Consider the following 24,165-nt stretch of genomic DNA (forward strand, 5'->3'; position numbering starts at 1 on the left):
CGGCACGCCGGGAACGCCCCGTCACCGTGAAGGTGAGCCCCTTCGACCGCCGCATGTGGCCGTTCCTGATCACCGGGTTCGGCATGTACCTCGGCCTCACCGTCGCCCTGATGACGGTGGGATTCCTCCTGCAGGACCGGATGCACCTCACCGTGGGGGAGACCGGACGAGCCAGCGGACTGGTGCTGCTGGCCGCCGCGGGCATGGTCGTGATCGTCCAAGCCGTGGTGGTGCCACGGCTGGGCTGGCCGCCGGCCCGCTTCATGCGGCTCGGCACGGCGCTGATGACCCTCGGCGCACTCGTCACGGCGATCGCGCCGAACCAGCCCTTGCTCGCCGTGGGCTTCGCCGTGCTCGGCACGGGGTTGGGCTTCGGCCTTCCCGGTGTGATGGCCGCACCGACCCTGCTGGCCACCCGCGAAGAGCAAGGCGCGGTGGCCGGACTCGTCAGTGCCGGCACCGCGCTGACCTTCGTCGTGGGTCCGATCGTCGGCAGCGGCCTGTACGAGATCGCCCCCACCCTCCCCTACGCCCTGGTCACCGTTCTCCTGAGCGCGCTGACGATCTTCACCTTCGTACATCCCGCGGTGCGTCAGACCTCTGCCGTGGCGGCCAACGGCGCACCCGACCCTGGGACGGTCGAGGAACCGCGACCGGCCAACACCCCGACGTGAGCTCCGGCGACCGCGCTGAGAACACGAAACGCGGTCGCCCATGCTCGTCCGCACGGCTCCGGGGCGGAGTCACGACAGCGGGCGACGTCGTCAACCTCCGCTGCCCTGCGCGGCGAACTCGGCCGACTGTCGAGGACAATCGCGCAGGGCCCGGACGTGCAGCCGGTGTCTCGGACGCGGCCTCGCGTCGGCCCGCCGTCCCGAGAGAAGTGCAGTGGAGGTTGCGACGATGCCCGCAGACAGGTCCCGTGGGAAGAACGTCGGGAGACCCCCACGGCTGTCCGTGGACGCGATCATCGCCGCGGCGGACCGCATCCTGCGGGCCGAAGGCGCGGAGAAGCTGTCGATGCGACGCCTGGCCGCCGAGCTCGACAGCACCCCGATGGCGTTGTACTACCACGTGCGCGACAAGGACGAGTTGCTGCTGCTCGTGATCGAGTCGCACGCCCGGCGCCTGCCTCGACCGCACTTCCCCGAAGACCCCAAGGAGCGACTCCTCGCCGCGGCGCTCACGCTGTACGAGCTGCTCTCCGAACGACTGTGGATCGTCGAGGTGCTCACCAGCGACGGCCTCGCCGCCCCGTCCGCGATGTGGATGGTCGAGGCGATGCTGCAGGCCTCCGTGGACTACGGACACACCCCGGACCACTCCGTCTACGTCTACCGCACGATCTGGAACTACATCGTCGGGAACCTGATGCTCCGGCTGAATCGGGAACGACGTCGGGCCCACACCGACTCCCCGGTCCACTGCGACCGGATCATCGCCGACCTGCCTCCCGACACGCACCCGCGACTGGCCGCGGCCTCGCCCCGATGGGCCGAACTCACCAGCCGTGACACCCACCGCGAGGCGTTGGCGGCCATCGTGGACGCCCTGCTTCCCGACCGGTGATCACGCCCGAAGCGCTCCCCTCCACCTCGGCACGCACACTGCTCCCCGAGCCACCGACGCAGCCACGTGTTACTCGGAGACCTCCTCCGCGACCTCACTCGGAAGCCACCGCTCCGACCGTTCCGAGCCGGTGATCTTCGGACCCGGAACCGGGGCACCTGATAGGAATTTGCGCATGGTCTCCGCTGCCGATGGCGCCATGACGCGGAAGAAGCCACCGCGCGTGTTGCGCTGGGTCCTCCTGCTCCTGCTGGTATGGGTGATCACCCTCGGCTACTTCCTCGTCTCCAGCGAGTTCCTCATCTGGTCCCGTGTCTTCGGCAAGGACGAGGTCACGGCCGACCCGGTCGCGCGGGTGGAGCTGGAGCAGGGCCAGCCCTTCGGCCTGGCCGCGAGGAACGACGAGCACGTGGAATGTCAGGTGGTCCCGGACTCCGGCGAGGTGCGGGAGTTCGTTCCCGACCGCCCGACCTACAGCCGCCGCAGCTCCCGCCTTCCGGCCCCGGAACCGGCGTGGTTCTCCGGCTCGGCGGAGGTCCGCTGCACCGGCCCCACCACGGTCCTGCTCCCGGAGCGCTACGACAGGACCAACCTGTACGTCCTGGGAGGGCTGCTGGGCGCGTCCGGCCTGCTGATCGTCGTGGTCGTGGTGCAGATCACCCGGCGGGTGCGGTTCGCCAACCGGCCCCGCTAGGGGCGGTCGAACCGTTTACTCACGGGAACGAAGGCCGAAAGATCGGGATTCGCCGTCGCCGGTCGGCTAGCCTCGTCGCATCACCTTCGAGTCCAAAGGGGAGTCGGTGAACACTTCCGTCTCGGGCGGTCGGACGACATCGGGCCGGGCTTCGGTCGGTGAGGGCTTCGACGAGCGCGATTCACGAGATCGCACCGACGGCTCGGCCCTCGGTGCCGAGCGTCCCCGCCCCGGTCGCCGCCGGGACGATCCGCTTGAACCTCCGGTGATCGAACACGTCCCCGGTATGGGCCGAGCTGTCGAGGAAGACCGCGTGACGGTCGCGATGAGTACGGAGTGATGTGGTGAGCAAGCGAGTCGGTGGAGTCCTGGCAGCTCGGCACGGGTGGTGCGGACCCGACGAGGTGATCCGCTTCGCGGTGCCGTGCACGCCGTCCGGCATCCGCTTCGACGTCGACGGCCTGTCGTGGGACGGCCGCTCCGGCTCGGCGGGCAAGGGCATCGAACGCGCCTTCAGCGCGGTGGAGGGGCTGGTGAACGCCTCGTCCGACTACGACGACCGCCTTCCCCCGCCGAAGGTCGTCTGCTTCGGGCCGGGCCCGCAGTCGCAGGTCATGGGGTTCCGCCCGGTCACCGAGGACGCCGACGTGCGCTTCACCTGGGTGTTGACGTCGCACCGCCTCGCCCTGCTGGCTGAGGTGCCCGAGCCTCCCGAGCCCGAGCAGGAGAAGGAGGAGTCCTCGGGGTCGTTCTGGCAGAAGGCCCGCAAGTTCGGCGCCGGGGTCAGGGACTTCTCCCGCGACGTGGCGGACATCCTGCAGGACAAGAAACTCGGCGCGTACCCGGCGAACGAACCGGTCCCGGTCGCACCGGTCACCTCCCTCGGGGAGGTGACCGTGCAGCAGGTACGAGCCATCGGCCGGGCGACCCGGAAGCTGCCCCGTTCGTACGCTTCGCGCAAGGTTTTCGCGCTGCGCGTCGAACTCGCCGACGGATCCGGTCTCGACGTGATCTCGGCGGCGGAGGAAAACATCGTCCGTCTCGAAGCGATGGCGTTCGGCCGGCAGTAAGGGGTTTGTGGTGCTCAAGGACCCGTTGAAACTGGAGAAGCTCGCGGCTCAGACGTGGTGCGAGCGGGGCGAGACCCTGCTGATGCGGATCGGGCCGAGGTGGGGGCACGTGGCGTTCGACGTCGCCGGTCGCCGCGGGGCACCGCACGAGGACGGCGGGCGGATCTCCCCACGGAGCGTCGGCGTCCCGGAGTGGCCGTTGCCGACCGAGGCGGTCGCCGCCGGGAACTACCACGGTGACGAGTGGGTGCACGACCCGTCGATCTGGGCGTGGGTCCACGCGCCGAACCCCACCGCCACGGCGGTCGGCTGCGCGGACGGGCTCGCCGCCGGAGGGGCCGACGCGTGGCTGGTGTTGTCGAACCGCCGGCTCGCGGTGGTGATGGCGGCCTCCGCCGCGCGAGAGACGGAGCCGGAGGACGAGCAGCAGTCCTCCGGCGGGTGGTTGTCACGAGCCAAGTCGATCGCCAAGGGCGCGCAGTCCCTGGTGCGCTCCGAGGAGGAGTCCCTGCTGACGCTGTGGGAAGCGCCCAGCACGGTGATCCACCACTTCGGCGCGTTGCCGATGGGACGTGACGTCGAACCCGCCTGGTTCGGGCAGGTCGCCTTCCGGGACACCTCGACCCTGCTGATCCGGATGGACAACAAGGTGGCGGCGGAGTCCGTCGTGTCCGCCGGAAGTGCCCTCACCTCGGCATGACGAGCACTGCCCTCCCCCGGGCGACGCGGTGACCTCTGCGAGACGCCTCACCGAGTCCGGGTGGGACCACCCGCGGGCTCGGTGAGCGTCACGGTCGGGGTCTGCGACGACGATCGTGAATCGGACGAGCTCGGCTGCCCGGCCGCCCTGCCCGAGCAGGCGGTGGCGCAAACGACCACAAGAGCGGCGGCGACCAACGGCGTGGCGACACGACTGGCTGCACGGGATTCACGGAAGCAGGGTCTGGACACGTGGCGTCATCGCCGTTGCGTCGTACGACGTTACGGCTTCTCAGCCGGGATTAACTCAGTTGGGGCTGGTGCGCCGCAACGTCCGGGTGACGCCCGCCGCCACCGTGGTGACGAGCACCCAACCCATCGCGATGAACCCCGTGGAGACCCACTTGTCCAAACCCCCCATGTGCCAACGCCCCTTGTTACCGAAGTCGGCGAGAGGCACCAGCAGATCGACGGTGTAGAGCACGGGGTCCCATTCGAGTCCCGTGTCGTCGGCGTTGACGGCACATCGCTCGCCGAGGACGACGAACCGGTCGGGGTCCAGGGTGCAGTCGTCGCTGCCGAGCCCGAACCACAGGCTGCCCAGCACGAGCAGCGCGAGCAACCACGCCAGCGCCCTCACGGGCCGGTAGCCGTAGCCGACCATCCACCGCTGCAACCAGCTCCACACCCGAACCCCGAGTCCGAAGAACTGGCCGTAACCGGTGGCGAGTGACTCGTAGCGGTACTGCTGCTTACGCATCAGGACGGCATCGGCGTGTTCCTCGTTGCCGCAGGCCCGAAGCATCGTGGCGAGCTGGTCGTACGGGCCGGGGCGGTACCCGCGCATGGCGTGCCGCAGCCACGTCAGCCGCAACTCGACCTGTTGATCGCCCTTGAGCGGGATGGGGTTGTGGAGGGCTTCGTAGCGAAAGTCCTCCAGTTCGATCCCGCCCGAGGCATACCAGAGTCGTTCGTTGTCGTGCAGCGTCCCGCATTGCGCTCCGCGCAGCGAGATCCTGCCGTCGGGCACCGTGGCCGGGGTGAGCTCGAACTCCTCGGCGATGGTGTCGCCCGCGTCGAGCGCGAGCCCGTTCCTGCCCGCGGAGAGCACCGCGCCCGCGATGCAGAACTTGCGCTTGATCACCGCACCGTCGAGCGTCACCCCACCTTCGCTTCGGAACGTGCCGTCGTCCCGACTGTGCATCAAAACGCTGCGAGAGACCTGCACCGAACGCAGATCCACGGCCCATTGGGCGGAGTCGTCCCGCTCCGGCTCGGTCACGGTGGTGTTCTGCAGGTCGATGCTGCCGCCGACCGTCATGCCCTGCAGCCGGACGGTTCCCCTCATGGTGCACGTACTGAGCATGAGGTTGCCCGACACCCGGCTGCGCCGAGCGGAGAACACGTCGCGGAACGGGTGCGACAGGTCGCCGTCGCGGACGAACACGTTGCCGCGCACCGTCACGTCGGCCAGCCGGAACTGTCCCTCGGTGCGCAGTTTGCTGCCTTCGAGGTCACCGTTGATCTCGCTGCCGTCGAGGTGGATGGCGCGGTCCTTGTACGGCGGCTCGACGTTGCGGGGCACGGTGACCTTCGCCCCGGCCAGGCGCAGCGACCCTCCGATTCGGGTGTTCACCATGCGCAGGGTCCCCGTCGCGCGCAGCCCGTCACCCATCTCGACGTTGCCTTCGACGTGCATACGGTCGGCGATGAACGCCGGGTGCGGATCGACGTACCAGTCGCCGGTCTTCCACGCGTCCACCACGATCTCGCCGTCGGGGTCGACCTCCAGTCGCGCGCCCCGGAACACGAGGTCGCCCGCGACCCGCATGCTCGGTACGTACACCATGCCGGTGGCCGAGAAGGGCCGGGGGGAGTTGGGCCGGTAGTGGTCCATTTCGCACAGCAGGCTTCCCCTGACGGTGATGCCGTTGCCGTTCAGCGCGAAGCCCTTCGGGTTCCGAAGCCGAGCACCCGAGAAGTTGACGTTACCGTGCGCCGTCATCCCCGGAACGCGAACCTCGCCATCGGTGGTGAGCCGGTAGGCGAGGAAGGCGCCGACGACGTTGAGCCGGTCGGCCTGCAAGGCCTTGCCGCTCGGATGGTGGATTCGCGTGCCGGTGAGGATCACCGTGCCGTCCACCGTGGCGTCGGTGAGGTTGACCGCCGCGTTCGGAACGCCTCGGTCGGTGCGGGTGGCGAGAACGTCGGTGCCGCGTTCCTCGCTGTCGTCGTCCACCTCGACCCGGCACCGAATCAGCCGGACGTCGTTGCGGCTGCGGAAGTTACGGGCCTTCAGCCCCGGCAACCAGCACCGGTAGAACGACAGCCCCAGCAGCGTCGCCTCGCGCACGTCGGGCGGGTACTCGAACCGGCAGTTCTCGAAGCGGAGCAACACCGCGAGCTCCGCAGCCCGCAGATCGAGCCGACCCCGCACGAAACGGTTCTCGACCTGAAGGATCGGGGCGTTCGTCGCCTGCCGACGCCAGCGCAGCAGTCCCCGGCTGTCCTGCTCGCGCAACGGCTTGAGCAGTTCCTCGGCCTCGATCACCGCTTCTGCGGGCGGATCGGGGTCGAACGGGTCGAAATTGACAGGCGCCTGGTTATCTCCTTCGGGGACGTCCGAACCACTCCCCGAAGGGCGCCACCGTATCGCCGGCACCGTTCACCTCCTCATGGCTCCCAGTGCGGCGGGACGGACCCAGCCGCCTTCCATGAGACGAAGGCCGTGCGTGTTCAGTTCCGTGCGGCGCGTGTACGGAAAACGGGGGACTACTCGTCGGCGTGGACGGGGTTGAGCACACGGGCCAGGAACGTCTGGGTCCGTTCCTGCTGCGGGTTACCGATCACCTGCCGCGGCGGACCCTGCTCGACGACCACACCGCCGTCCATGAACAACACCGTGTCGGCGACCTCACGGGCGAACTGCATCTCGTGGGTGACGACGAGCATGGTCATGCCCTCGTCGGCGAGCTGCCGCATCACCTTGAGCACGTCGCCCACGAGTTCCGGGTCGAGCGCCGACGTCGGCTCGTCGAACAGCATCACCGCCGGGTTCATCGACAACGCCCGCGCGATGGCCACGCGCTGTTGCTGACCACCGGAGAGCTGCGCGGGCATCGAGCCGGCCTTCTCAGCGAGCCCCACCTTGGTGAGGTTCTCCATCGCGATGCGCTCGGCCTCGGCCTTGTCGCGCTTCAGGACCTTGCGCTGCGCCACGGTCAGGTTGTCCAGAACGGACAGATGACCGAACAGGTTGAAGTTCTGGAAGACCATGCCGACGGTGCGGCGAGCCCGGTCGATGTCGCAGTCGGGGTCGGTCAGCTCGAACCCGTTCACCACGACCTTGCCCGAGTTGGGCTCCTCCAGCAGGTTCACGCACCGCAACAGGGTCGACTTGCCCGAACCGGACGGGCCGATGATGCAGACGACCTCGCCGCGCCGCACCTCCAGGTCGATGCCCTTGAGCACCTCGAGACGGCCGAAGGACTTGTGCAGGTCCGAGACCTCGACGATCACGTCACTCATCAGGCCGTCACCTTCAACCCTTGCTCCTCCTTACGGCCACTGCGGCGCTCCAGGTAACGCGACAGGTATCCCAGCGGCACCGTGATGATGAGGTAACACAGACCCGCGAGCAGGATCGGGGTCAGCGACCCGGTGGCGTTCAAGCCCTCCCTGCCGAACTTCGCCAGCTCGTACTCGTCACGCGCGAGCCCCAGCAGGTAGATCAGCGACGAGTCCTTGGTCAGCAGGATCAGCTCGTTGGTCAGCGGCGGCAGGATGATCCGGAAGGCCTGCGGAATGACCACCGTGACCGTGGTCCTCGCCTGCGACATCCCCAACGAGCGCGCCGCCTCGATCTGACCGTGCGGCACGGCCTGGATGCCCGCACGGAGGGTCTCGGCGATGTAGGCGGACCCGACCAGCCCCAACGCGATGGCCGCGGTGGAGTAGATGTCGAACCGGATCCCGAACGCGAGCGGGACCCCGTAGCCGAGCGCGATGAAGACCAGCAGCGCCGGGATGCCGCGGAAGAACTCGATGTACAACGTCGCCAGCCAGCGGTACGGACCGACCGACGACAACTTCATCAACGCGAGCACCATGCCGATGCCGAGGCCCAGGGCGAAGCCCAACGCCGTGTACACGACGGTGTTGAGCAGCGCGTCGGTGAAGATCTCGGGGAACTGGGTAGCCGCCGCGTCGACGTTGAAGAAGGCGTTCTTGACCGTCTCCCAGTCCGCCAGGAATCCCAGCAGGACCACGATCAGGACGAGGACGGCGTACTGGACACCGCGGACCAACCGTGCGCGTTTACGCCGCGACATCGCCATGACGAAAAACTCCTCGTTCGAAGCGCGGTGAGGGCCTGAAACGGTAACCCATTCCCCTCAGGCCCTCACCGGCGCCCTGTGCTCTCGAAGTGGTTCGTTCCCTTACTTGCTCTCCGGCTTCTTACCGAACCACTTCTCGTAGATCTCGTCGTAGCGGCCGTCCTGCTTCGCGGCGTCCAGCACCTCGTTGATCTTGGCGACCAGCGCACCGTTGCCCTTGCGGACGGCGATGCCGTACTTCTCGCCCGTCTCGAACTCGGTGGTGACCTCCACGTCGGAGTTGTCCTTGACGAAGTCGTAGAGCACGGAGTTGTCGTTGATGCCCGCGGCGATCTGGCCCGTCTTCACCGCGGTCTCCAACAGCGCCAGGTCCTCGAACTGGCGGGTGGTGTAGCCGAACTCCTCCTTGTGCTCCTCGGCGTACGCCTCACCGGTCGTGCCGAGCTGCACCCCGAGCACCTTCCCCTTGAGGTCGGAGAGGTCGGAGATGCCGGAGCCCTTCTTCACCAGCAACGCCTGGTTGGCGTCGTAGTAGCCCTCCGAGAAGTCCATGACCCGCTGGCGCTTCTCGTTGATGGTGATGGCCGCCGCGGCGAGGTCGCACTGACCGGTGTCCAGCGCGGCACCGGACTCGATGCTCTCGAAGGAGGTGTCGAAGATCTCCTGCTTGACACCGAGCTCCTCGGCGACCAGGTCCACGAGGTCGACATCGAAGCCCACCGTCTTGCCGCCCTCGGTGAACTGGAACGGCTTGTAGGGCAGGTGCGTGCACGTCGTCAACGTGCCCTCTTTGATCAGGCTGATCTCACCACCGGCCTCGGTGTCTCCACCCGTGTTGACTTCCTCGGCACAGCTCGCCGCGGTGGCGGCGAGAGCGAGGGCGGGCAGCAGGGTCAGCGCCCTGGTGAGTCGACGCGCCACGATGTCACTCCTCGTAGTCCCATACCGGCCAGTTCAAGCATCCTGCCACCTGGATGCGCTAATGCGCAGCATCAGCTTCGTTACAGCCTCGTTGCACAAGCCGTCACTCAGCTTCGCGCGTGCGCATCGATCACCGTGGCGATCGTCTCGGTGACGCGCTGCGCATAGTCGAGGTGCAGCCACTCGTCGGGCACGTGGGCGTTCGAGTCGGGACCGAGCGCTCCGGTGACCACGAACTGGGCCTCCGGGTACTTCTCGCCGAGCAACCCCATGAACGGGATCGACCCGCCGAGCCCGACCGTGCCCCACGGTTTGCCGAAGATCTCGTCACTGGCCTTCGCCAACGCCTCGGCGAGCCACGGTGCCAGCTCGGGCGCGTTCCAGCCGTCCGCGGCCTCCATGCCCGACAGCTCTACGGTAGCGCCGTACGGAACGTCCGAGGTCAGCGCCTTCGTGATCGCGTCGAGCGCGGCCTTCGAGTCGGCCGTCGGCGGAAGCCGGAAGCTCAGCGCGAGCGTGGTGGCCGTGCGCAGCACGTTGCCCGCCTCGGCCGGGTCGGGCATCCCCGACGCCCCGATGACCGACAGCGTGGGCCGCCAACTGTTGTTGAGCACCAGCTCCAGCTCGTCCTCGACCACCGGCCGGGTGGCACCGTGCAGAGGCATCGAACCAATGATCGAGCCCGGAGCGGCCTCGACGGTGGCCCTGGCCTCGGCGACGCGATTGGCCGGGATCTCGACGTTGCACTCGGCGAGCTTGACGGCGCCGGTCTCGGAATCCTCCAACCGGTCGAGCAGGGTGCGCAGCACGCGGAAGGAGCTGGGCACGATGCCGCTGGCCATACCCGAGTGCTGGGCCGTTTCGAGGACCCGCACGGTGACGTGCACCTGCGCCAGCCCACGCAAGCTCGTGGTCAGCCACAGCCGCTCGTAGTCGTTGCCCCCGGAGTCGAGGCAGACCACGAGCGTCACCCGCCCGAGTCGCTCGGAGAGATGGTCGAGGTAGGCGGGCAGGTCGGGGCTTCCGGACTCCTCGCCGGTCTCCAGCAACACGACGATCCGTGCGTGAGAACCGCCCGCCTCGCGCACGGCCGTCAGGGCGGCGGTGGCCGCGTACCCGGCGTAGCCGTCGTCCGCCGCGCCCCGACCGTAGAGCCGCCCGTCCCGCACCACGGGTGTCCACGGCCCGAGACCGTCGGACCAGCCCCCGACAGGAGGCTGCTTGTCCAGGTGCCCGTACATGAGGACCGTGCCCTTGTCCTCGGCGCCCTCGGTGGCGGGCACGTCGAGCAGCAGCACGGGGCTACGGCCGGGCAGCCGCACCACGTCGATCGAAGCGCCGGGCAGGTCGCGTTCGGCGAGCCATCCCTTGACGTGCTCCACCGCGGCATCGAGGTGGCCGGTCTCGGCCCACCGGGGGTCGAAGACGGGCGAGAGTGCCGGGATCGAGACGAGTGTCGACAGGCTGGGCAGGATGTCGTCCGCCCACGTCCGCCGGACCGAGTTCTTCACGCTTTCCAGTTCCACGCGCCCCATCGTGCCACCCACCCCGCACGGTGACAGGAGTCACAGTCGCCCACCGAGTTACGACAACCGGCTCGAAACGCCGGTGCCGATTTTCACAGGGAAGACGGCGACGGCACTGGTCCGCTCGTTGCTCGTGGGTACGACTTTCGGCGGTCGCACGGTTTGTCTTCCAAGCGTTTACGCAGCTCAACAACGGATTGGAGGGAACAAATCGGCTGTCAAGACTCTCCAAAACGCCGGTTTCCATGCCAGGATGAGCGCGTGAACCGTCACCGCCGACGGACACCAGGGCGCTGCGGACCCAGTTGCGCATCCGGTGGCCGGCGGCGCGTCGCGGGCCGCCACAAGCGGCTGTGCGACACGACACCAAGGAGATGCGATGTCGTCCCCAGAACAGTGGACGCGCCCGCAGTCCGGCGCCGGATCAGCCGCGACAGCGGCACGACCGTCCCCGGAACAGGTGATAGCGGGTTTGCGAGCGACCAGCGAAGGCGGAGCTGAACTCACCCAGCTCCTCACTCCCGAAGGCGAACGCCTGTCGTCGGAGCAGTTCGATCCCTACATCGCCGACATCGACGCCGAGGCGCTGCGCGGTCTCTACCGCGACATGGTCATCGTCCGGCGAGCCGACCGCGAGTCCAACGCCATGCAGCGGCAGGGCCAGCTCGGCATCTGGGTCCCGTTGCTCGGCCAGGAGGCCGCCCAGGTCGGCTCGGGGCGAGCCCTGAAGCCGCAGGACATGGCGTTTCCCAGCTATCGCGAACACGGCGTCGCCTACACCCGCGGGGTCGATTTCAAGGAGCTGCTCGGCATCTTCCGCTGCACCGACCACAGCAGCTGGGACTTCCGCAAGCACCGGTTCCACCCGTACACCATCGTGATCGGCAACCAGGTGCTGAACGCCGCCGGCTACGCGATGGGGCAGAAGTTCGAGGGCAAGGTCGGCGACGACCCCGACGCCGAGGCCACCATCGTCTACTTCGGTGACGGCGCCACCAGCCAGGGCGACGTCCACGAGGGCTTCGTGTGGGCCGCCGTGTACGACGCGCCGCTGGTGTTCTTCTGCCAGAACAACCAGTGGGCCATCTCCGAACCCACCGAACGTCAGTCGCGCCTGCCGCTCTACCAGCGGGCTCGCGGCTACGGCTTCCCCGGCATCCGGGTCGACGGCAACGACGTGCTCGCCTGTCTGGCGGTCACCCGCTGGGCGCTAGACGAATGCCGCAGGGGCAACGGACCGGTGCTCATCGAGGCGTTCACCTACCGGATGGACGCCCACACCACCACCGACGACCCGACCCGCTACCGGCTGTCGGACGAACTGGAGGCGTGGAAGCTCAAGGACCCGATCGAGCGCGTGCGGGTGCACCTGTCCCGCACCGGAGGCGCCGACGCGGCGTTCTTCGAGGAAGTACAGGCCGAGGCCGACCGGTTCGCCGCCGAACTCCGCGACTACTGCTTCAACATGCCCGACCCGCCGCCCGAGCGGGTCTTCTCCGCCGTCTACGCGGAACCGTCACCGTTGCTGGAGGCCCAGCGCGAGGAATACCTCTCCTATCTCTCCGGCTTCGTCGATGGAGGTGAGCGTTGATGGCGGCGCCCGTGAACGCCAAGCCCGCGACCCCGACCACCCAGGCGGCCACGAACGTGCAGAACCTCACCATCGGCAAGGCCCTCAACGCGGGTCTTCGGGCCGCGATGGAAGCCGACGAGAAGGTCATCGTGATGGGCGAGGACGTCGGCAAGCTCGGCGGTGTCTTCCGCATCACCGACGGTCTCCGGAAGGACTTCGGCGAACACCGTGTGCTCGACACGCCGCTGGCGGAGTCGGGCATCGTCGGCACCGCGGTCGGGCTCGCCGTCCGCGGGTTCCGGCCGGTGTGCGAGATCCAGTTCGAGGGGTTCATCTTCCCCGCCTTCGACCAGATCTCCAGCCAGCTCGCGAAACTGCACTACCGCACCCAGGGCGCCATCAAGGTGCCCGTGGTGATCCGGGTGCCGTTCGGTGGCGGCATCGGCGCGGTGGAGCACCACTCCGAGTCTCCGGAGTCGCTGTTCGCGCACATCCCCGGCCTGAAGGTCGTGTCGTGCTCCAACCCGGTCGACGCCTACTGGATGATCCAGCAGGCCATCCAGTGCGACGACCCGGTGCTGTTTTTCGAGCCGAAGAAGCTCTACCACTCGGGCGCGCTCAAGGCGCCGGTGGACCCGTCGGCCACTCCCGACCCGCTGTTCGCGTCGCGCGTCCTGCGGCAGGGCACAGCGGCCACGCTGGTGGCGTACGGCCCCTCGGTGCAGGTGTGTCTCGCCGCGGCCGACGCGGCCGCGGAGGAGGGCACCGAGCTTGAGGTCATCGACCTGCGCACGCTGTCGCCGCTGGACCTGGAGCCGGTGTTCGAGTCGGTGCGCCGCACCGGGCGTCTGATCGCCGTCAGCGAGGCGTCCTCGGAGGCGTCGCTGACCTCCGAGATCGCCGCTCGTGTGCAGCAGGAGTGCTTCTACTCGCTGGAGGCACCCGTGCTGCGGGTGACCGGCTTCGACACGCCGTACCCGCCGTCCAAGTTGGAGGAGCACTTCCTGCCGGACCTCGACCGAGTGCTCCACGCCGTCGACCGCGCTCTGGAGTGGTGAGGGGGAGACATGCCCGAGTACAAGCAGTTTCCTCTCGCCGACACCGCCGAAGGACTGACCGAGGCCGAGATCGTCGAGTGGAAGGTCAAGCCCGGCGACGAGGTGACCGTCAACCAGATCGTCGTGGAGATCGAGACGGCGAAGGCCGCCGTCGAACTGCCGATCCCGTGGGCCGGAGTGGTCACGGAACTCCTGGTGGAGCCGGGCCAGACCGTGGAGGTGGGCACGCCCATCCTGACGGTGGACGTCGACCCGCACGGCACGGCGAGCCCGTCGACGAACGGGTCGTCCCCCTCCTCCGCCGCACCGAGCGAGGCGGCGGACGAGGAGATGAAGCCGCTCGTCGGATACGGGTCGAAGGCGACGTCCAGCAAGCGCAGGCCACGCAAGCGGCCCGGAGGAGCACCGCAACCGACGGCCACCGGTACGAAACCGACCTCGGTCCAGATGGTCAAGCCGAGGCAGGCTCCCGACGACATGTCGAGCCCGGCACCGTCCGCGTACGTGCCGCTGGCGAAACCGCCGGTACGCAAGTTCGCGAAAGACCTCGGGGTCGACCTGCGCACGGTGACGGGCTCGGCCTCCGGCGGTGTCATCACCCGCGAGGACGTGCTCCGTGCCGCGGAGGGCGCCACCACCGAACCCACCGCGACGGCTCCGACCGGGTCGTCGTACGACCCCGCCACCCGCGAGCGGCGCGTCCCCATCCGTGGGGTCCGCAAGGCCACCGCCCAGGCGATGGTGCACAGCGCCTACACCGCGCCGCACGTCACGGAGTTCCTCACCGTCGACGTGACCCCGATGATGGAGCTGCGCGACAAGCTCCGGCGTACTCCCGAGTTCGCCGACGTCAAGTTGACCCCGCTGGCCTTCGCGGCCAAGGCCGTGTGCCTGGCGGTCAAGCGCACTCCGGACGTCAACGCGGTGTGGGACGAGGACGCCGGCGAGATCGTCTACAAGGACTACGTGCACCTCGGTATCGCGGCGGCCACTCCGCGCGGTCTCGTGGTGCCCAAGGTCCGCGACGCCGACGCCAAGTCGCTGGTGGAGCTCGCGCGTGACATCGGTGAGCTGACCACCACGGCCCGAGAGGGCAAGACGCCGCCGGAGGACATGCTGAACGGCACGTTCACCATCACCAACGTCGGCGTGTTCGGGGTCGACACCGGAACCCCGATCATCAACCCCGGCGAGTCGGCCATCCTGGCGCTCGGAGCGATCAGGGACATGCCGTGGGTGGTGGACGGTGAGCTCGCGGTGCGCAAGGTCATGCAGCTTTCGCTGAGCTTCGACCACCGCGTGATCGACGGACAGCAGGGCTCGCAGTTCCTCGCCGACGTGGGAGCGCTCCTGGCCGACCCGGCCATGGCGATCACGTACTGACGGCGTCGTTCCGGCTCGCCGGGGCATCGGCCCCGGCGGGCCGGGACCCGATGACGAGTTCGTCGGGGAACACCGTGCCCACCAGCTTCACGGTCGGGTGAGCGGCGCCGGACCGAGCCAGCTCCACGCACCGTGAGAGTAACGACTCGTGGGTGACCGTTCAGTCGATCAGGGACTTCGCCGCCAGGTGGTCGAGCACCGAACGGCTCACGGCCGACACGAGGGAGCGGTCGGCGTGGCCGAGCCAGCGCAGCTCCTCGATCTCGCTGTTCGGCGCGAGCGTGCCCTCGTAGTCGGCGGTGTAGCACGTCATGCGCACCACGACGTCGGGGTCCCGACCGTGCGCGGGCGCCTCGAAGGTCCCCACCAGGGACTCCGTGCCACGCACGACGGTGACGGAGAGCTCCTCCGTGACCTCGCGGACGAGCGTGTCGATGTCGGACTCCCCCGGCTCCCGCTTGCCACCGGGCAGGTAGAAGGTGTCCTTGCCTCGGGAGCGGGCGGCGAGGACCCGACCGTCCTCGACCCTGACCCACGCCACCTTGTCGATGTTGCGCATGCGAAAAGGCTAGAGCCGGATCGGGAGCAAATCGTCCGTCCCACACGTTGAACGGGACATGGCCGCCATATTCCTGCTCTGGGTGATCGCCGAGATCGCCGCGATCTGGGCCGTCGCGTCGCTCATCGGTTTCCTCGCCACGCTGGGCCTGCTGGTCGCCGGCGCCCTCGTCGGCTCCTGGCTCGCCAGGCGGGAGGGCGGCAAGGCCATGCGCGCGGTGTTGGACACGGCGCGCGCGGGCCGGTCCCCGTTGGGGGAGGTCACCGACGGCATGTTGATCGGCCTCGGTGGCCTGCTGATCTTCGTTCCCGGTTTCGTGAGCGACGTCGCGGGTCTGTTGTTGCTGCTTCCGCCCACCCGAGCCGTCGCACGCCGCCTGTGGCTGAGGCGGTTGGAACGGCGGGGCCCGATGACCCCCCACGGGTTCGGGAGCTTCTCCCGGAGCGGGCGCGTGATCGTCGTGGACAGCGAGGTCGTCGACACCTCCCACGACGACCGGCGCGAGCCTCCCCAGCGCCCCGTCATCGAATCGGAGTGATCGCACCCCGGATCGCCCCGGCCGACGTCCCGCTCGGGTAGGTTTGGCCGGACGACAGGAGGTGCTGGTGGCGCAGGACGTGCAGCGCTCGCCCGAGCGGGCTAAGCGGCTTCCCCGTGCGGTCCGAGAGAAGCAGATTCTCGACGCCGCCGTGAAGGTGTTCTCCCAGTACGGCTACCACCTCGCGTCGATGGACGAGATCTCGGACGTCGCGGGCGTGTCCAAGCCGATGATCTACAGCTACCTCGGTGCGAAGGAGGAGCTGTTCGGCCACTGCGTACGCAGGGAGGCGAACCGGATACTCACCGCCGTACGCGAGGGCATTCGGGTCGACGTACCCCCGGACATGCAGCTCTGGCACGGTCTGCGTTCGTTCTACGGCTTCGTGGCCGACTACCGGGAGTCGTGGCTCGTGTTGCACCGCCACGCCCTCACCGCGGGCGGCCCGTTCGCCGAGGAGGTCGTGGCCCTGCGCAGCCGCGCCATCCGACTGGTCAGGGATCTCGTGGTGTCGGCGGGCACGGAACGGGGACTCGCCTCGCAGGCGGAGTTCTCCGGGGAAGGCATGGCCGCCGCGCTGGTCGGAGCGGCCGAGTCGCTGGCGGACTGGTGGCTCGATCACTCCGACGTGCCCGCCGGGGTGCTGGCGTCGTGGCTGATGAACCTCACGTGGCTGGGCTTCAACGACCTGGTGGAGGGCGACGTGTGGCGCCCCACCGAGCAGCCGGAGTGACCGCCCGGCGGGGCTTGCCGCACGAGGTCGGAGCTCGGGTCACGCGGTGATCGTGCCCCGCAGGTGCGGTTTCGGCTTGCGGGCGTGCCACAGTTCGAACGACCAGCCGTTCTCACCCGTGCGCCACGTCGTGAACGCCACCTTCGCGGGCAGGAACACCGGCAGTTGGAACCGCACGTCGACGGTGTAGGCGTCCGGCAACCTGCCCTCGAACGCGGCGAGGCACCGGGCCTTCGTCCACATGCCGTGCGCGATGGCCGACCGGAACCCGAAGGCTCGCGCGGTCAGTTTGTGCAGGTGGATGGGGTTGCGGTCGCCCGAGACCTCGGCGTAACGCCGACCGATGTTCCCCGGAACCGGCCACACGGCGCTCGGCGCCGGCGGCGCGAGTTCCGTCTTCTTCGCCGACGAGCCGCCCGAGCCGGGGCCCCGGTGCAGGTATGTGCTCACGTCCGTCCACACCGGAGTACCCGTGGCGTCGAGTTCCGGCGCGAGCTCGCTGATCACGTCGAACTGCGTGCCCTTGTCGTGCGGCCGCAGGTTCTCGGCCCGCACCCGCAACGTGAACTTCTCGTCGAGGCGCACCGGCCGGTGCTGGGTGATGCGGTTGGCGATGTGCACCATGCCGAGCAGCGGGAACGGGAAGTCCGGCTGCGTCATCAACGCCATCTGGAGCGGGAAGGCGAGGACGTGCGGATACGTGGCGGGCAGGTCGTCGGTGAGCCGGAACCCGCACACGCGGTTGTAGGCGGCGAGGTGCGCCGGGTCGACGGTGACGCCTCCCCGCACGTACTCGGTGTCCGGGAGCGTGTCACCCGCGGCCTTGCGCAGTCCCCCGAGCACCGCCTTCGGGTACAGCGTCGCGAGGCTGGGCGAGCTGGTCAGTTCCTTCACCGTCATGTGTCATGCCCCCAGGAAGCCCTGGCCGCACACGCGGACGACGTTGCCGTTGACGGCGGCCGACGCGGGGTTGGCGTACCAGGCGATGGTCTCGGCGACGTCCACGGGCAGACCGCCTTGCGCGAGGCTGGACAGGCGGCGACCGAACTCCCGGATCATGAGCGGCACCTTGGCGGTCATCTGGGTCTCGATGAAGCCCGGCGCCACGGCGTTGATCGTGCCGCCGCGTTCGGCCATGCGCGGGGCCGCCTCGTTGACCATGCCGATGACACCGGCCTTGCTGGTGGCGTAGTTCGACTGCCCCACGTTGCCCGCGATGCCCGCGATGGAGGACACGCCGATGATCCGGCCGCCCTCCCTGAGCACGCCGTCGGCGAGCAGCTTGTCGTTGACGGCGAGCTGGGCGGCGAGGTTCACGGTGATCACCGCGTCCCAGGCCGACTCCGACATCTTCGCCAGCGTCTTGTCGCGGGTGATGCCCGCGTTGTGGACGACGATGTCGACCCCGCCGTGCCGCTGGGTGAGGTGGTCGGCGAGCCGCTGCGGGGCGTCGTCGGCCGTGATGTCGAGCTGCAGCGCCGAGCCGTGCACGCGGTTGGCCACGGCCGACAGTTCGCCGCCTTGCGCCGGGATGTCGAGCGCCACGACGTGGGCGCCGTCGCGGGCCAGCACCTCCGCGATGGCCGCGCCGATGCCTCGCGACGCACCCGTGACCAGCGCGACCTTGCCGTCGAGGGGCTTGGCCCAGTCAGCCGGCGCCTGCGCGGTCTTCGTACCCACGGTGCCGACCCGGATCACCTGGCCGTCGACGAACGCCGACTTCGCCGAGAGCAGGAACCGCGTGGTCGACTCCGACGCCTCCTCCGCGCCGGCGGCGACGTAGACGAGCTGGGAGGTGGCGCCGCGCTTGAGTTCCTTGCCCACCGTGCGGGTGAAGCCTTCGAGCGCGCGCTGCGCGATGCGTTCCCGCCCCTCCACGAGTTCGGGGGGAGTGCCGAGGACGACCACCCGACCGGACGGCCCAATGTCGCGGATAACCGGGTGGAAGAACGAGTACAGCTCGCGAAGCTGTGTCGGGTCGGTGATGCCGGTGGCGTCGAACACGAGCGCGCCGTAGCGGGTGCCCTCGGACGGGGCACGCACGATCTCGATACCCGCCGAGTCGAGCTGGGCGGCGAGCGTCTTCTCCAGCCTGCCACCCGGCGCCGCGCCCAGAAGTGCGGGACCATCGAGTGGTGGCTGGCCGGGTCGGTAGCGCCGCAGCACGGGCGGTTTGGGCAGCCCCAGCTTCGACGTGGCGAACTTGCCGAGGGGTGTCCTGGTGAACTGCTGGTACTTGTCAGCCATCGGTTGCCTCCCGTGCCCAGTGTGCAGCGCCAGCCTAACCTACCGGCGAGTAGGTTACACTGTCGACGGGTTCCGAGAACGCTGACCAGGGAAGGCGAGAGCCATGAGCCAAGCGCAGAAGTCCGGCGGTGGCCGGGCGCGATCGAGCCGGAACAAGGCAGTGCCCGCGGCGAAGTCCGAGGTGAACGCTCCGACGGTCCGCAAGGTCGCGATCGTGGGCGCCAACCGCATCCCGTTCGCCCGGTCGAACGGCCCTTACGCCGACGCCTCAAACCAGGACATGCTCACTGCCGCTCTCGACGGCTTGGTCAGCCGGTTCTCCCTGCAGAACGAGCGGATCGGCGAGTTCTCCGCCGGAGCGGTGTTGAAGCACTCGCGGGACTTCAACCTCGCCCGCGAGGTGGTGCTGGGCAGCGCGCTCTCCCCGACCACGCCCGCGTCCGACGTGCAGATGGCGTGCGGCACGGGCCTTCAGGCCATCGTGAACGTCGCCAACAAGATCGCGCTGGGACAGATCGACTCCGCCATCGCGGGTGGCGTGGACACCACGAGTGACGCTCCTCTGGCGGTGAACGACCGGCTGCGCAGGCTGCTCGTGAAGGTCAACGCCGCGAAGACGGTCGGCGAGCGGGTCAAGCTCCTGGCCAAGATCCGCCCCGGACACATCGTCCCGGAGATCCCCCGCAACGCCGAGCCGCGCACCGGGCTGTCGATGGGAGAGCACGCCGCGCTGACCGCCAAGGCGTGGGGCGTCACGCGCGCCGAGCAGGACGAGTTGACGGCCACGAGCCACCGGCGCCTCGCCGCCGCGTACGAACGCGGTTTCTTCGACGACCTGCTCACCCCGTACCTGGGGCTGACCCGTGACCAGAACCTCCGCCCCGACTCGACGCCGGAGAAGCTGGCCAAGCTGAAGCCCGTCTTCGGTGGCCCCGACGGCACGATGACGGCCGGGAACTCCACGCCGCTGTCCGACGGCGCGTCCGTGGTACTGCTCGCCACGGAGGAGTGGGCCAAGGAGCGCAACCTGCCGGTGCTGGCGTACCTGACGCTCGCGGAGACCGCGGCCGTGGACTACGTACACGGCGACGAGGGCCTGCTCATGGCCCCCGCGTACGCGGTGCCACGCCTGCTCGACAAGGCCGGGCTCACGCTGGCCGACTTCGACTTCTACGAGATCCACGAGGCGTTCGCCTCACAGGTGCTCGCCACGCTCAAGGCCTGGGAGGACCCGCAGTTCGCGAAGGAACGCCTGGGCCGGGACGAGCCGGTCGGCAGCATCGACCGCGCGAAACTCAACGTCAACGGCTCCTCGCTCGCGGCGGGGCACCCCTTCGCGGCCACCGGCGGCCGCATCGTCGGCACGCTCGCGAAGCTGCTGGCGGAGAAGGGCTCGGGCCGCGGCCTGATCTCCATCTGCGCCGCGGGTGGTCAGGGCATCACCGCGATCCTGGAACGCTGACACGCCACGTGAGGGCCGTCCTCGTCCGGTCGACGAGGGCGGCCCTCGCTCGTCGTCCACCACGTCCCCCGCGCCGATCACAAAACCGGCGACTGTCGGCCGTCGCTCCTAGTCTGGCCGTATGCCCCCCACGGACGGCACCGTCGCTGTCCGCGCTCGTGGCCTGACGAAGACCTACGGCACCACACGGGCGTTGAACGGCGTCGACCTCGACATACCCACCGGGCAAGTGCTCGGGCTGCTCGGCCCCAACGGTGCGGGCAAGACCACCGTGGTCCGTATCCTGACCACCCTGCTTCGGCCCGACGAGGGAGAGGCGACGGTCGCGGGCCACGACGTGCTCACCGAACCGGACGCCGTGCGACAGGCCATCGGGGTGTCCGGCCAGTACGCGGCCGTCGACGAGAACCTCACCGGGTTCGAGAACCTCTACATGATCGGCAGGCTGTACGGGCTGTCGAAGCACCGGGCCAAGGAACGCTCCCGCGAACTGCTCGACCGCTTTCAGCTCTCCGCCGACGCCGACCGAGCCGCCAAGGGCTACTCGGGCGGCATGCGGAGGCGGCTCGACCTCGCCGGCGCGCTCGTGGCCGAGCCCAGCGTCGTGGTGCTCGACGAGCCCACCACCGGCCTCGACCCCCGAGGCAGGCTCGGCATGTGGGAGGTCATCGAACAGCTCGTCGCCACCGGCGCGACGGTGCTCCTCACCACGCAGTACCTGGAGGAGGCCGATCGCCTCGCCGACTCCATCGTGGTCATCGACCGGGGCAGGGTGATCGCACGCGGCACCGCCGACGAACTCAAAGGACAGATCGGCGGGGAACGTCTCGAACTCGTCGTGGCCGACCACCAGGGCCTCGAATCGGCAGTACGCGTGTTGAAGGAGGTCGGCACGAGCGAACCCGTGGTGGATGAGCACGCGGGCAGCGTGTCGGTGTTCGTCGACACCGGAGCCGCCTCCCTGGTGGAGGCGCTGCGACGGCTCGACTCGCTGGGCGTCGCCATCGGTGACGTCGCACTCCAACGCCCCACCCTGGACGACGTCTTCCTGTCCCTCACCGGGCACGCCACCGAGGAGGAGGGCACATGAACACCACGAAGATCGTCTCCGACTCGGCGGTCATCACCTGGCGCAACGTGATGAACGTGCGGCGCAACCCCGACTGGCTGCTCGGGGCCACCGCGTTTCCGATCATGTTCGTGCTGCTGTTCGCCTACGTCTTCGGCGACGCCATCGGTGGCCCCGGTGGGGGCGGTGCGGAATACCGGGAGTTCCTGATCGCCGGGATCTTCGCGCAGACGGTCGCGTTCAACTCGTCCTACACCGTCATCGGATTCGCCAACGACCTGCAGAAGGGCATCATCGACCGGTTCCGCTCGCTGCCCATGTCACGGCTCGCCGTCCTGGTGGGCCGCACCACCGCCGACCAGGTGCTCAGCGTGGTGGTGCTCGTCGTCATGACGGTGTGCGGGCTGCTCATCGGCTGGCGCATCCGAAGCGGGCTGTTCGACGCCGCGCTCGGCTACCTCATGATCCTGCTGTTCGCGTTCGCCATGTCGTGGATCGGCGCCTACATCGGGCTGGTGGCCCGCAGCGTCGAGGTGGCCAACAGTGCGGGCCTGATCTGGATGTTCCCCCTCACGTTCATCTCGTCGGCGTTCGTTCCGCAGGAGAGCCTTCCCGGCGTGCTGGGCACCATCGCGGACTGGAATCCCTTCACCGCCGCCGTCAACGCCACCCGGCAGTTGTTCGGCAACACCAGCCCCGCGGGCTGGCCGGAGGCCTCCGGCTGGCCCGCCGAGAACGCCGCCCTCTACGCGATCCTCAGTTGCATCGCCATCGTCGCGATCTTCGCGCCGTTGGCCACCGCGAGGTACAGCCGGGTCTCCTCCACCTGACCCGGTCAGTGGGTCATCGCCGGCATGCGGCCGTGCTTGTGCTTGCCGCTCTTCGCCGCCTTGGCCGCCTTCTTCACGGGCAGGGCCACGCCCTTCACGGCCTTGCCTTTGCCTTTCGCGACTCCCACGACCACGCCCGCCTTGCTGCCCGCCTTGGCGGCCTTGGTCGCGGCCTTGTCGGCGACCATGCTCGTCCTCGCCGCGGCCATACCGGCCCTGCGCTGCACCTTTCCGGCCGCGCCCTGCACGTGGTGGCTCGCTTCCTCGGCGGCGTGCCGCGCCCGCCACCCGAGCGAGGGCTTACCGCCCGTGTCGGCGACCGCCAGCAGCAGGCCACCCGCGAGTCCCGCGTTCTTAAGGAAGTCGACGAGCTGCTGCTGCCGCTTCTCCGGGTCCTTCTCCTCCCAGAACGCGTGAGTGGCGAGTGTCGTGGGCGTCAGGCTGGCCAGCAGCAATGCCGCCGCGACCCGAGGCAGGATGCCGAGCGACAGCATGGTGCCTCCGACGATCTTCGCGATCGCGTCCACCTGGACCATCGTCACCGGATCACCCGGCAGGGATTCCGTGGACTCCCCGGTCTTGCGCCTGACGGTCTTGTCGGCGGCCTTGTCGAGGAACGGCTTGACCATCTCGGCGTGGTCTTCCTTGTTCCGCAACGTGTTGATGCCGCCCATGATGAAGATCGAGGCGAGCAGTGGGCGTGCCACCCGGCGGAGAATCATGCGACCTCCCTGTCGAAGTCCGGACCTTGCGAGAATTCACCGTCAGGGAGCTACCCACTCCTGCCCGTCTTCATCCGTGCCGCTCTCGTAGGGGATACTGCTTGGGCAGTGGGAAGCCCCGTTCCGCCGCCACCTTCCGCAACCGGTCCGGGTAGTCGGTGATGATCCCGTCCACCCCGTCGTCGATGAGTTTGTGCATGGTGGCCTCGTCGTCCACCGTCCACGGGATCACCTTCAGCCCGGCCGCGTGGGCCTCGGCGACCAGTTCCTTCGTGGTGAACGGCACGTAGTCGTCGTCGCCCACGGTGCCGTCCTGGGGATCGCCGTGCACGGGGGACAGCGCGGACGCCCCGAACGACGCCGCCGCCTTCACCGGGCTGCCGTCGAAATCGTCGATGTCGAGGCCTCCGAGCCACGGTGACCTTCCCGGTTGCCCGACCCGGAGGAACTCCGGCTGGGTCAGGGCCACCACGGGCAACCACGGCGCCTTACGCCTCACCTGCATCAGCGCGCCCCAGTCGAAGCTTTGAATCGTCACGTTCCGGGCGAAACCCGACCGGGCGACCTCGCGAATCACCCGATCGACGAACCATTCCCGCGGCGCGGTCTCGTGGGGAGCGGCCGCCTCCACCTTGGTCTCGATGTTGAACTTGATCCCGTACGCCCGGTGACGGCGCGCGAGGGCGAACACCTCGGCCAGGGTCGGCATCCGAGCTCCGGGCGAGAGTTCCTGGTCGGGGTGGTCCGGCAGCCGCCGTGAACCGCAGTCGAGCGTGCGCACCTGGGCGAAGGTGAGGTCCTTGACGTACGACCCCACGTAGGGGTACTGCGGGTCACCCGGCCACGCCGGTCGCGTGTCCCGGCACTTCGCCGCGCTGATCTTCCGGTCGTGGGTGACGACCTCCCGCCCGTCGCGGGTGATCTGGATGTCGAGTTCCACGGTGGTCACCCCGAGTTCCATCGCGCGGGAGAACGCGGCGAGCGTCCCCTCCACGGTGAGCCCGAGCCCACCTCGGTGTGCCTGGATGTCGAATTGGTGCGGCCCACCCCGGCGCGGGTGGGCGGCCGCCGGTACGGCGAGACCGCTCGCGAGTACGGCCACCAGGGCGGCCACGAGAACGGCGAGTCCACGTCGCGTCATGTGCGTCACCTCCCCCGAGCACCGTGGCACGGCG

Annotated in this window: 24 protein-coding genes; 13 read left to right on the forward strand and 11 right to left on the reverse strand. The window is 68.9% G+C overall.

From position 1 onward, the window contains the following. Positions 1-32 precede the first annotated feature (32 nt). From SACGLDRAFT_RS21625 to SACGLDRAFT_RS20805, 5 genes are all read left to right on the forward strand, one after another. Positions 33-674: an MFS transporter gene (locus SACGLDRAFT_RS21625; protein ID WP_157608858.1), complete on the forward strand. Its 642-nt coding sequence runs from the start codon at positions 33-35 to the stop codon at positions 672-674. A gap of 229 nt (positions 675-903) precedes the next feature. Further along, complete coding sequence (locus tag SACGLDRAFT_RS20790; protein ID WP_005467003.1) at positions 904-1,569, forward strand: TetR/AcrR family transcriptional regulator; 666 nt, start codon at positions 904-906, stop codon at positions 1,567-1,569. Positions 1,570-1,768: 199 nt separating this feature from the next. Then, positions 1,769-2,263, forward strand: a complete 495-nt coding sequence (locus tag SACGLDRAFT_RS20795; protein ID WP_232284008.1) for a hypothetical protein — start codon at positions 1,769-1,771, stop codon at positions 2,261-2,263. A gap of 344 nt (positions 2,264-2,607) precedes the next feature. Beyond that, positions 2,608-3,333 (forward strand): hypothetical protein, encoded by a 726-nt coding sequence (locus tag SACGLDRAFT_RS20800; protein WP_005467005.1) that lies wholly within the window; start codon positions 2,608-2,610, stop codon positions 3,331-3,333. Positions 3,334-3,343: 10 nt separating this feature from the next. Beyond that, on the forward strand, positions 3,344-4,033 hold the full coding sequence (locus tag SACGLDRAFT_RS20805; RefSeq protein WP_157608860.1) for a hypothetical protein: 690 nt from the start codon (positions 3,344-3,346) through the stop codon (positions 4,031-4,033). 306 nt (positions 4,034-4,339) lie between these two features. Here the strand turns inward: SACGLDRAFT_RS20805 and SACGLDRAFT_RS20810 are convergent, their stop codons facing one another. The 5 genes from SACGLDRAFT_RS20810 to SACGLDRAFT_RS20830 form a co-directional block, all read right to left on the reverse strand. Next, positions 4,340-6,694 (reverse strand): hypothetical protein, encoded by a 2,355-nt coding sequence (locus SACGLDRAFT_RS20810; RefSeq protein WP_005467007.1) that lies wholly within the window; start codon positions 6,692-6,694, stop codon positions 4,340-4,342. 110 nt (positions 6,695-6,804) lie between these two features. Beyond that, positions 6,805-7,560, reverse strand: a complete 756-nt coding sequence (locus tag SACGLDRAFT_RS20815) for an amino acid ABC transporter ATP-binding protein (RefSeq protein ID WP_005467009.1) — start codon at positions 7,558-7,560, stop codon at positions 6,805-6,807. Beyond that, entirely contained in the window at positions 7,560-8,369 is an 810-nt protein-coding gene (locus SACGLDRAFT_RS20820; RefSeq protein WP_005467010.1) for an amino acid ABC transporter permease, read from the reverse strand. The genes SACGLDRAFT_RS20815 and SACGLDRAFT_RS20820 overlap by 1 nt, the downstream gene beginning before the upstream one ends. Positions 8,370-8,471: 102 nt before the next feature. Continuing rightward, positions 8,472-9,290, reverse strand: coding sequence for a transporter substrate-binding domain-containing protein (locus SACGLDRAFT_RS20825; protein WP_005467011.1), 819 nt, complete (start codon positions 9,288-9,290; stop codon positions 8,472-8,474). Positions 9,291-9,397: 107 nt separating this feature from the next. After that, complete coding sequence (locus SACGLDRAFT_RS20830) at positions 9,398-10,825, reverse strand: M20/M25/M40 family metallo-hydrolase (RefSeq protein ID WP_005467012.1); 1,428 nt, start codon at positions 10,823-10,825, stop codon at positions 9,398-9,400. Positions 10,826-11,195: 370 nt separating this feature from the next. Here SACGLDRAFT_RS20830 and pdhA point away from each other — a divergent pair, with 370 nt between their 5' ends. The 3 genes from pdhA to SACGLDRAFT_RS20845 are packed head-to-tail and all read left to right on the forward strand — an operon-like array spanning position 11,196 to position 14,830. After that, complete coding sequence (gene pdhA / locus SACGLDRAFT_RS20835; protein WP_005467013.1) at positions 11,196-12,407, forward strand: pyruvate dehydrogenase (acetyl-transferring) E1 component subunit alpha; 1,212 nt, start codon at positions 11,196-11,198, stop codon at positions 12,405-12,407. Then, positions 12,407-13,447: an alpha-ketoacid dehydrogenase subunit beta gene (locus SACGLDRAFT_RS20840; RefSeq protein ID WP_005467014.1), complete on the forward strand. Its 1,041-nt coding sequence runs from the start codon at positions 12,407-12,409 to the stop codon at positions 13,445-13,447. The genes pdhA and SACGLDRAFT_RS20840 overlap by 1 nt, the downstream gene beginning before the upstream one ends. Before the next feature lie 9 nt (positions 13,448-13,456). Continuing rightward, on the forward strand, positions 13,457-14,830 hold the full coding sequence (locus SACGLDRAFT_RS20845; RefSeq protein ID WP_005467015.1) for a dihydrolipoamide acetyltransferase family protein: 1,374 nt from the start codon (positions 13,457-13,459) through the stop codon (positions 14,828-14,830). Here SACGLDRAFT_RS20845 and SACGLDRAFT_RS22415 read toward each other — a convergent pair. Both SACGLDRAFT_RS22415 and SACGLDRAFT_RS20850 read right to left on the reverse strand, forming a co-directional pair. After that, positions 14,820-14,957, reverse strand: coding sequence for a hypothetical protein (locus tag SACGLDRAFT_RS22415; protein WP_157608862.1), 138 nt, complete (start codon positions 14,955-14,957; stop codon positions 14,820-14,822). The two genes, SACGLDRAFT_RS20845 and SACGLDRAFT_RS22415, sit on opposite strands and share 11 nt — an antisense overlap. A 33-nt stretch (positions 14,958-14,990) precedes the next feature. Further along, the gene (locus SACGLDRAFT_RS20850; RefSeq protein WP_005467016.1) at positions 14,991-15,389 is read right to left on the reverse strand and encodes an NUDIX hydrolase; all 399 of its coding nucleotides are present in this window, start codon (positions 15,387-15,389) and stop codon (positions 14,991-14,993) included. Positions 15,390-15,447: 58 nt separating this feature from the next. Between SACGLDRAFT_RS20850 and SACGLDRAFT_RS20855 the strand changes: the two genes are divergently transcribed. Both SACGLDRAFT_RS20855 and SACGLDRAFT_RS20860 read left to right on the forward strand, forming a co-directional pair. Further along, positions 15,448-15,927 (forward strand): FxsA family protein, encoded by a 480-nt coding sequence (locus SACGLDRAFT_RS20855; protein ID WP_005467017.1) that lies wholly within the window; start codon positions 15,448-15,450, stop codon positions 15,925-15,927. Positions 15,928-15,994: 67 nt separating this feature from the next. Further along, the gene (locus SACGLDRAFT_RS20860; protein ID WP_005467018.1) at positions 15,995-16,660 is read left to right on the forward strand and encodes a TetR/AcrR family transcriptional regulator; all 666 of its coding nucleotides are present in this window, start codon (positions 15,995-15,997) and stop codon (positions 16,658-16,660) included. Positions 16,661-16,699: 39 nt separating this feature from the next. Here SACGLDRAFT_RS20860 and SACGLDRAFT_RS20865 read toward each other — a convergent pair whose 3' ends face one another. Both SACGLDRAFT_RS20865 and SACGLDRAFT_RS20870 read right to left on the reverse strand, forming a co-directional pair. Next, complete coding sequence (locus SACGLDRAFT_RS20865; protein ID WP_005467019.1) at positions 16,700-17,560, reverse strand: MaoC/PaaZ C-terminal domain-containing protein; 861 nt, start codon at positions 17,558-17,560, stop codon at positions 16,700-16,702. A 3-nt stretch (positions 17,561-17,563) separates the two neighbouring features. Beyond that, complete coding sequence (locus tag SACGLDRAFT_RS20870) at positions 17,564-18,907, reverse strand: 3-oxoacyl-ACP reductase (RefSeq protein ID WP_005467020.1); 1,344 nt, start codon at positions 18,905-18,907, stop codon at positions 17,564-17,566. Positions 18,908-19,010: 103 nt separating this feature from the next. On the opposite strand from SACGLDRAFT_RS20870, the gene SACGLDRAFT_RS20875 reads away from it, so the two are divergent. From SACGLDRAFT_RS20875 to SACGLDRAFT_RS20885, 3 genes are all read left to right on the forward strand, one after another. Continuing rightward, complete coding sequence (locus tag SACGLDRAFT_RS20875; RefSeq protein ID WP_005467022.1) at positions 19,011-20,369, forward strand: acetyl-CoA C-acetyltransferase; 1,359 nt, start codon at positions 19,011-19,013, stop codon at positions 20,367-20,369. A 121-nt stretch (positions 20,370-20,490) separates the two neighbouring features. Beyond that, a complete protein-coding gene (locus SACGLDRAFT_RS20880; RefSeq protein ID WP_005467024.1) occupies positions 20,491-21,459 on the forward strand; it encodes a daunorubicin resistance protein DrrA family ABC transporter ATP-binding protein in 969 nt (322 codons plus the stop codon). Then, complete coding sequence (locus SACGLDRAFT_RS20885) at positions 21,456-22,268, forward strand: ABC transporter permease (RefSeq protein WP_005467025.1); 813 nt, start codon at positions 21,456-21,458, stop codon at positions 22,266-22,268. Before SACGLDRAFT_RS20880 ends, SACGLDRAFT_RS20885 begins: the two co-directional genes overlap by 4 nt. 5 nt (positions 22,269-22,273) lie before the next feature. Here the strand turns inward: SACGLDRAFT_RS20885 and SACGLDRAFT_RS20890 are convergent, their stop codons facing one another. Next, positions 22,274-22,990: a DoxX family membrane protein gene (locus tag SACGLDRAFT_RS20890; protein WP_005467026.1), complete on the reverse strand. Its 717-nt coding sequence runs from the start codon at positions 22,988-22,990 to the stop codon at positions 22,274-22,276. 70 nt (positions 22,991-23,060) lie between these two features. Next, entirely contained in the window at positions 23,061-24,131 is a 1,071-nt protein-coding gene (locus SACGLDRAFT_RS20895) for a glycerophosphodiester phosphodiesterase (protein WP_005467027.1), read from the reverse strand. Between the last annotated feature and the right edge of the window lie 34 nt (positions 24,132-24,165).

The sequence above is a fragment of the Saccharomonospora glauca K62 genome, assembly GCF_000243395.2.
Lineage (GTDB): Bacteria > Actinomycetota > Actinomycetes > Mycobacteriales > Pseudonocardiaceae > Saccharomonospora > Saccharomonospora glauca.

Excerpts from the sequence above, each read along its gene's own strand:
- SACGLDRAFT_RS20855 (WP_005467017.1), top strand. The coding sequence starts at position 15,448 with ATGGCCGCCATATTCCTGCTCTGGGTGATCGCCGAGATCGCCGCGATC.
- SACGLDRAFT_RS20870 (WP_005467020.1), bottom strand. The coding sequence starts at position 18,907 with ATGGCTGACAAGTACCAGCAGTTCACCAGGACACCCCTCGGCAAGTTC.
- SACGLDRAFT_RS20885 (WP_005467025.1), top strand. The coding sequence starts at position 21,456 with ATGAACACCACGAAGATCGTCTCCGACTCGGCGGTCATCACCTGGCGC.
- SACGLDRAFT_RS20875 (WP_005467022.1), top strand. The coding sequence starts at position 19,011 with ATGAGCCAAGCGCAGAAGTCCGGCGGTGGCCGGGCGCGATCGAGCCGG.
- SACGLDRAFT_RS20890 (WP_005467026.1), bottom strand. The coding sequence starts at position 22,990 with ATGATTCTCCGCCGGGTGGCACGCCCACTGCTCGCCTCGATCTTCATC.
- SACGLDRAFT_RS20820 (WP_005467010.1), bottom strand. The coding sequence starts at position 8,369 with ATGGCGATGTCGCGGCGTAAACGCGCACGGTTGGTCCGCGGTGTCCAG.
- SACGLDRAFT_RS20815 (WP_005467009.1), bottom strand. The coding sequence starts at position 7,560 with ATGAGTGACGTGATCGTCGAGGTCTCGGACCTGCACAAGTCCTTCGGC.
- SACGLDRAFT_RS20895 (WP_005467027.1), bottom strand. The coding sequence starts at position 24,131 with ATGACGCGACGTGGACTCGCCGTTCTCGTGGCCGCCCTGGTGGCCGTA.
- SACGLDRAFT_RS20850 (WP_005467016.1), bottom strand. The coding sequence starts at position 15,389 with ATGCGCAACATCGACAAGGTGGCGTGGGTCAGGGTCGAGGACGGTCGG.
- SACGLDRAFT_RS20845 (WP_005467015.1), top strand. The coding sequence starts at position 13,457 with ATGCCCGAGTACAAGCAGTTTCCTCTCGCCGACACCGCCGAAGGACTG.
- SACGLDRAFT_RS20830 (WP_005467012.1), bottom strand. The coding sequence starts at position 10,825 with ATGGGGCGCGTGGAACTGGAAAGCGTGAAGAACTCGGTCCGGCGGACG.
- SACGLDRAFT_RS20880 (WP_005467024.1), top strand. The coding sequence starts at position 20,491 with ATGCCCCCCACGGACGGCACCGTCGCTGTCCGCGCTCGTGGCCTGACG.
- SACGLDRAFT_RS20790 (WP_005467003.1), top strand. The coding sequence starts at position 904 with ATGCCCGCAGACAGGTCCCGTGGGAAGAACGTCGGGAGACCCCCACGG.
- SACGLDRAFT_RS20840 (WP_005467014.1), top strand. The coding sequence starts at position 12,407 with ATGGCGGCGCCCGTGAACGCCAAGCCCGCGACCCCGACCACCCAGGCG.
- SACGLDRAFT_RS20865 (WP_005467019.1), bottom strand. The coding sequence starts at position 17,560 with ATGACGGTGAAGGAACTGACCAGCTCGCCCAGCCTCGCGACGCTGTAC.
- SACGLDRAFT_RS20795 (WP_232284008.1), top strand. The coding sequence starts at position 1,769 with ATGACGCGGAAGAAGCCACCGCGCGTGTTGCGCTGGGTCCTCCTGCTC.
- pdhA (WP_005467013.1), top strand. The coding sequence starts at position 11,196 with ATGTCGTCCCCAGAACAGTGGACGCGCCCGCAGTCCGGCGCCGGATCA.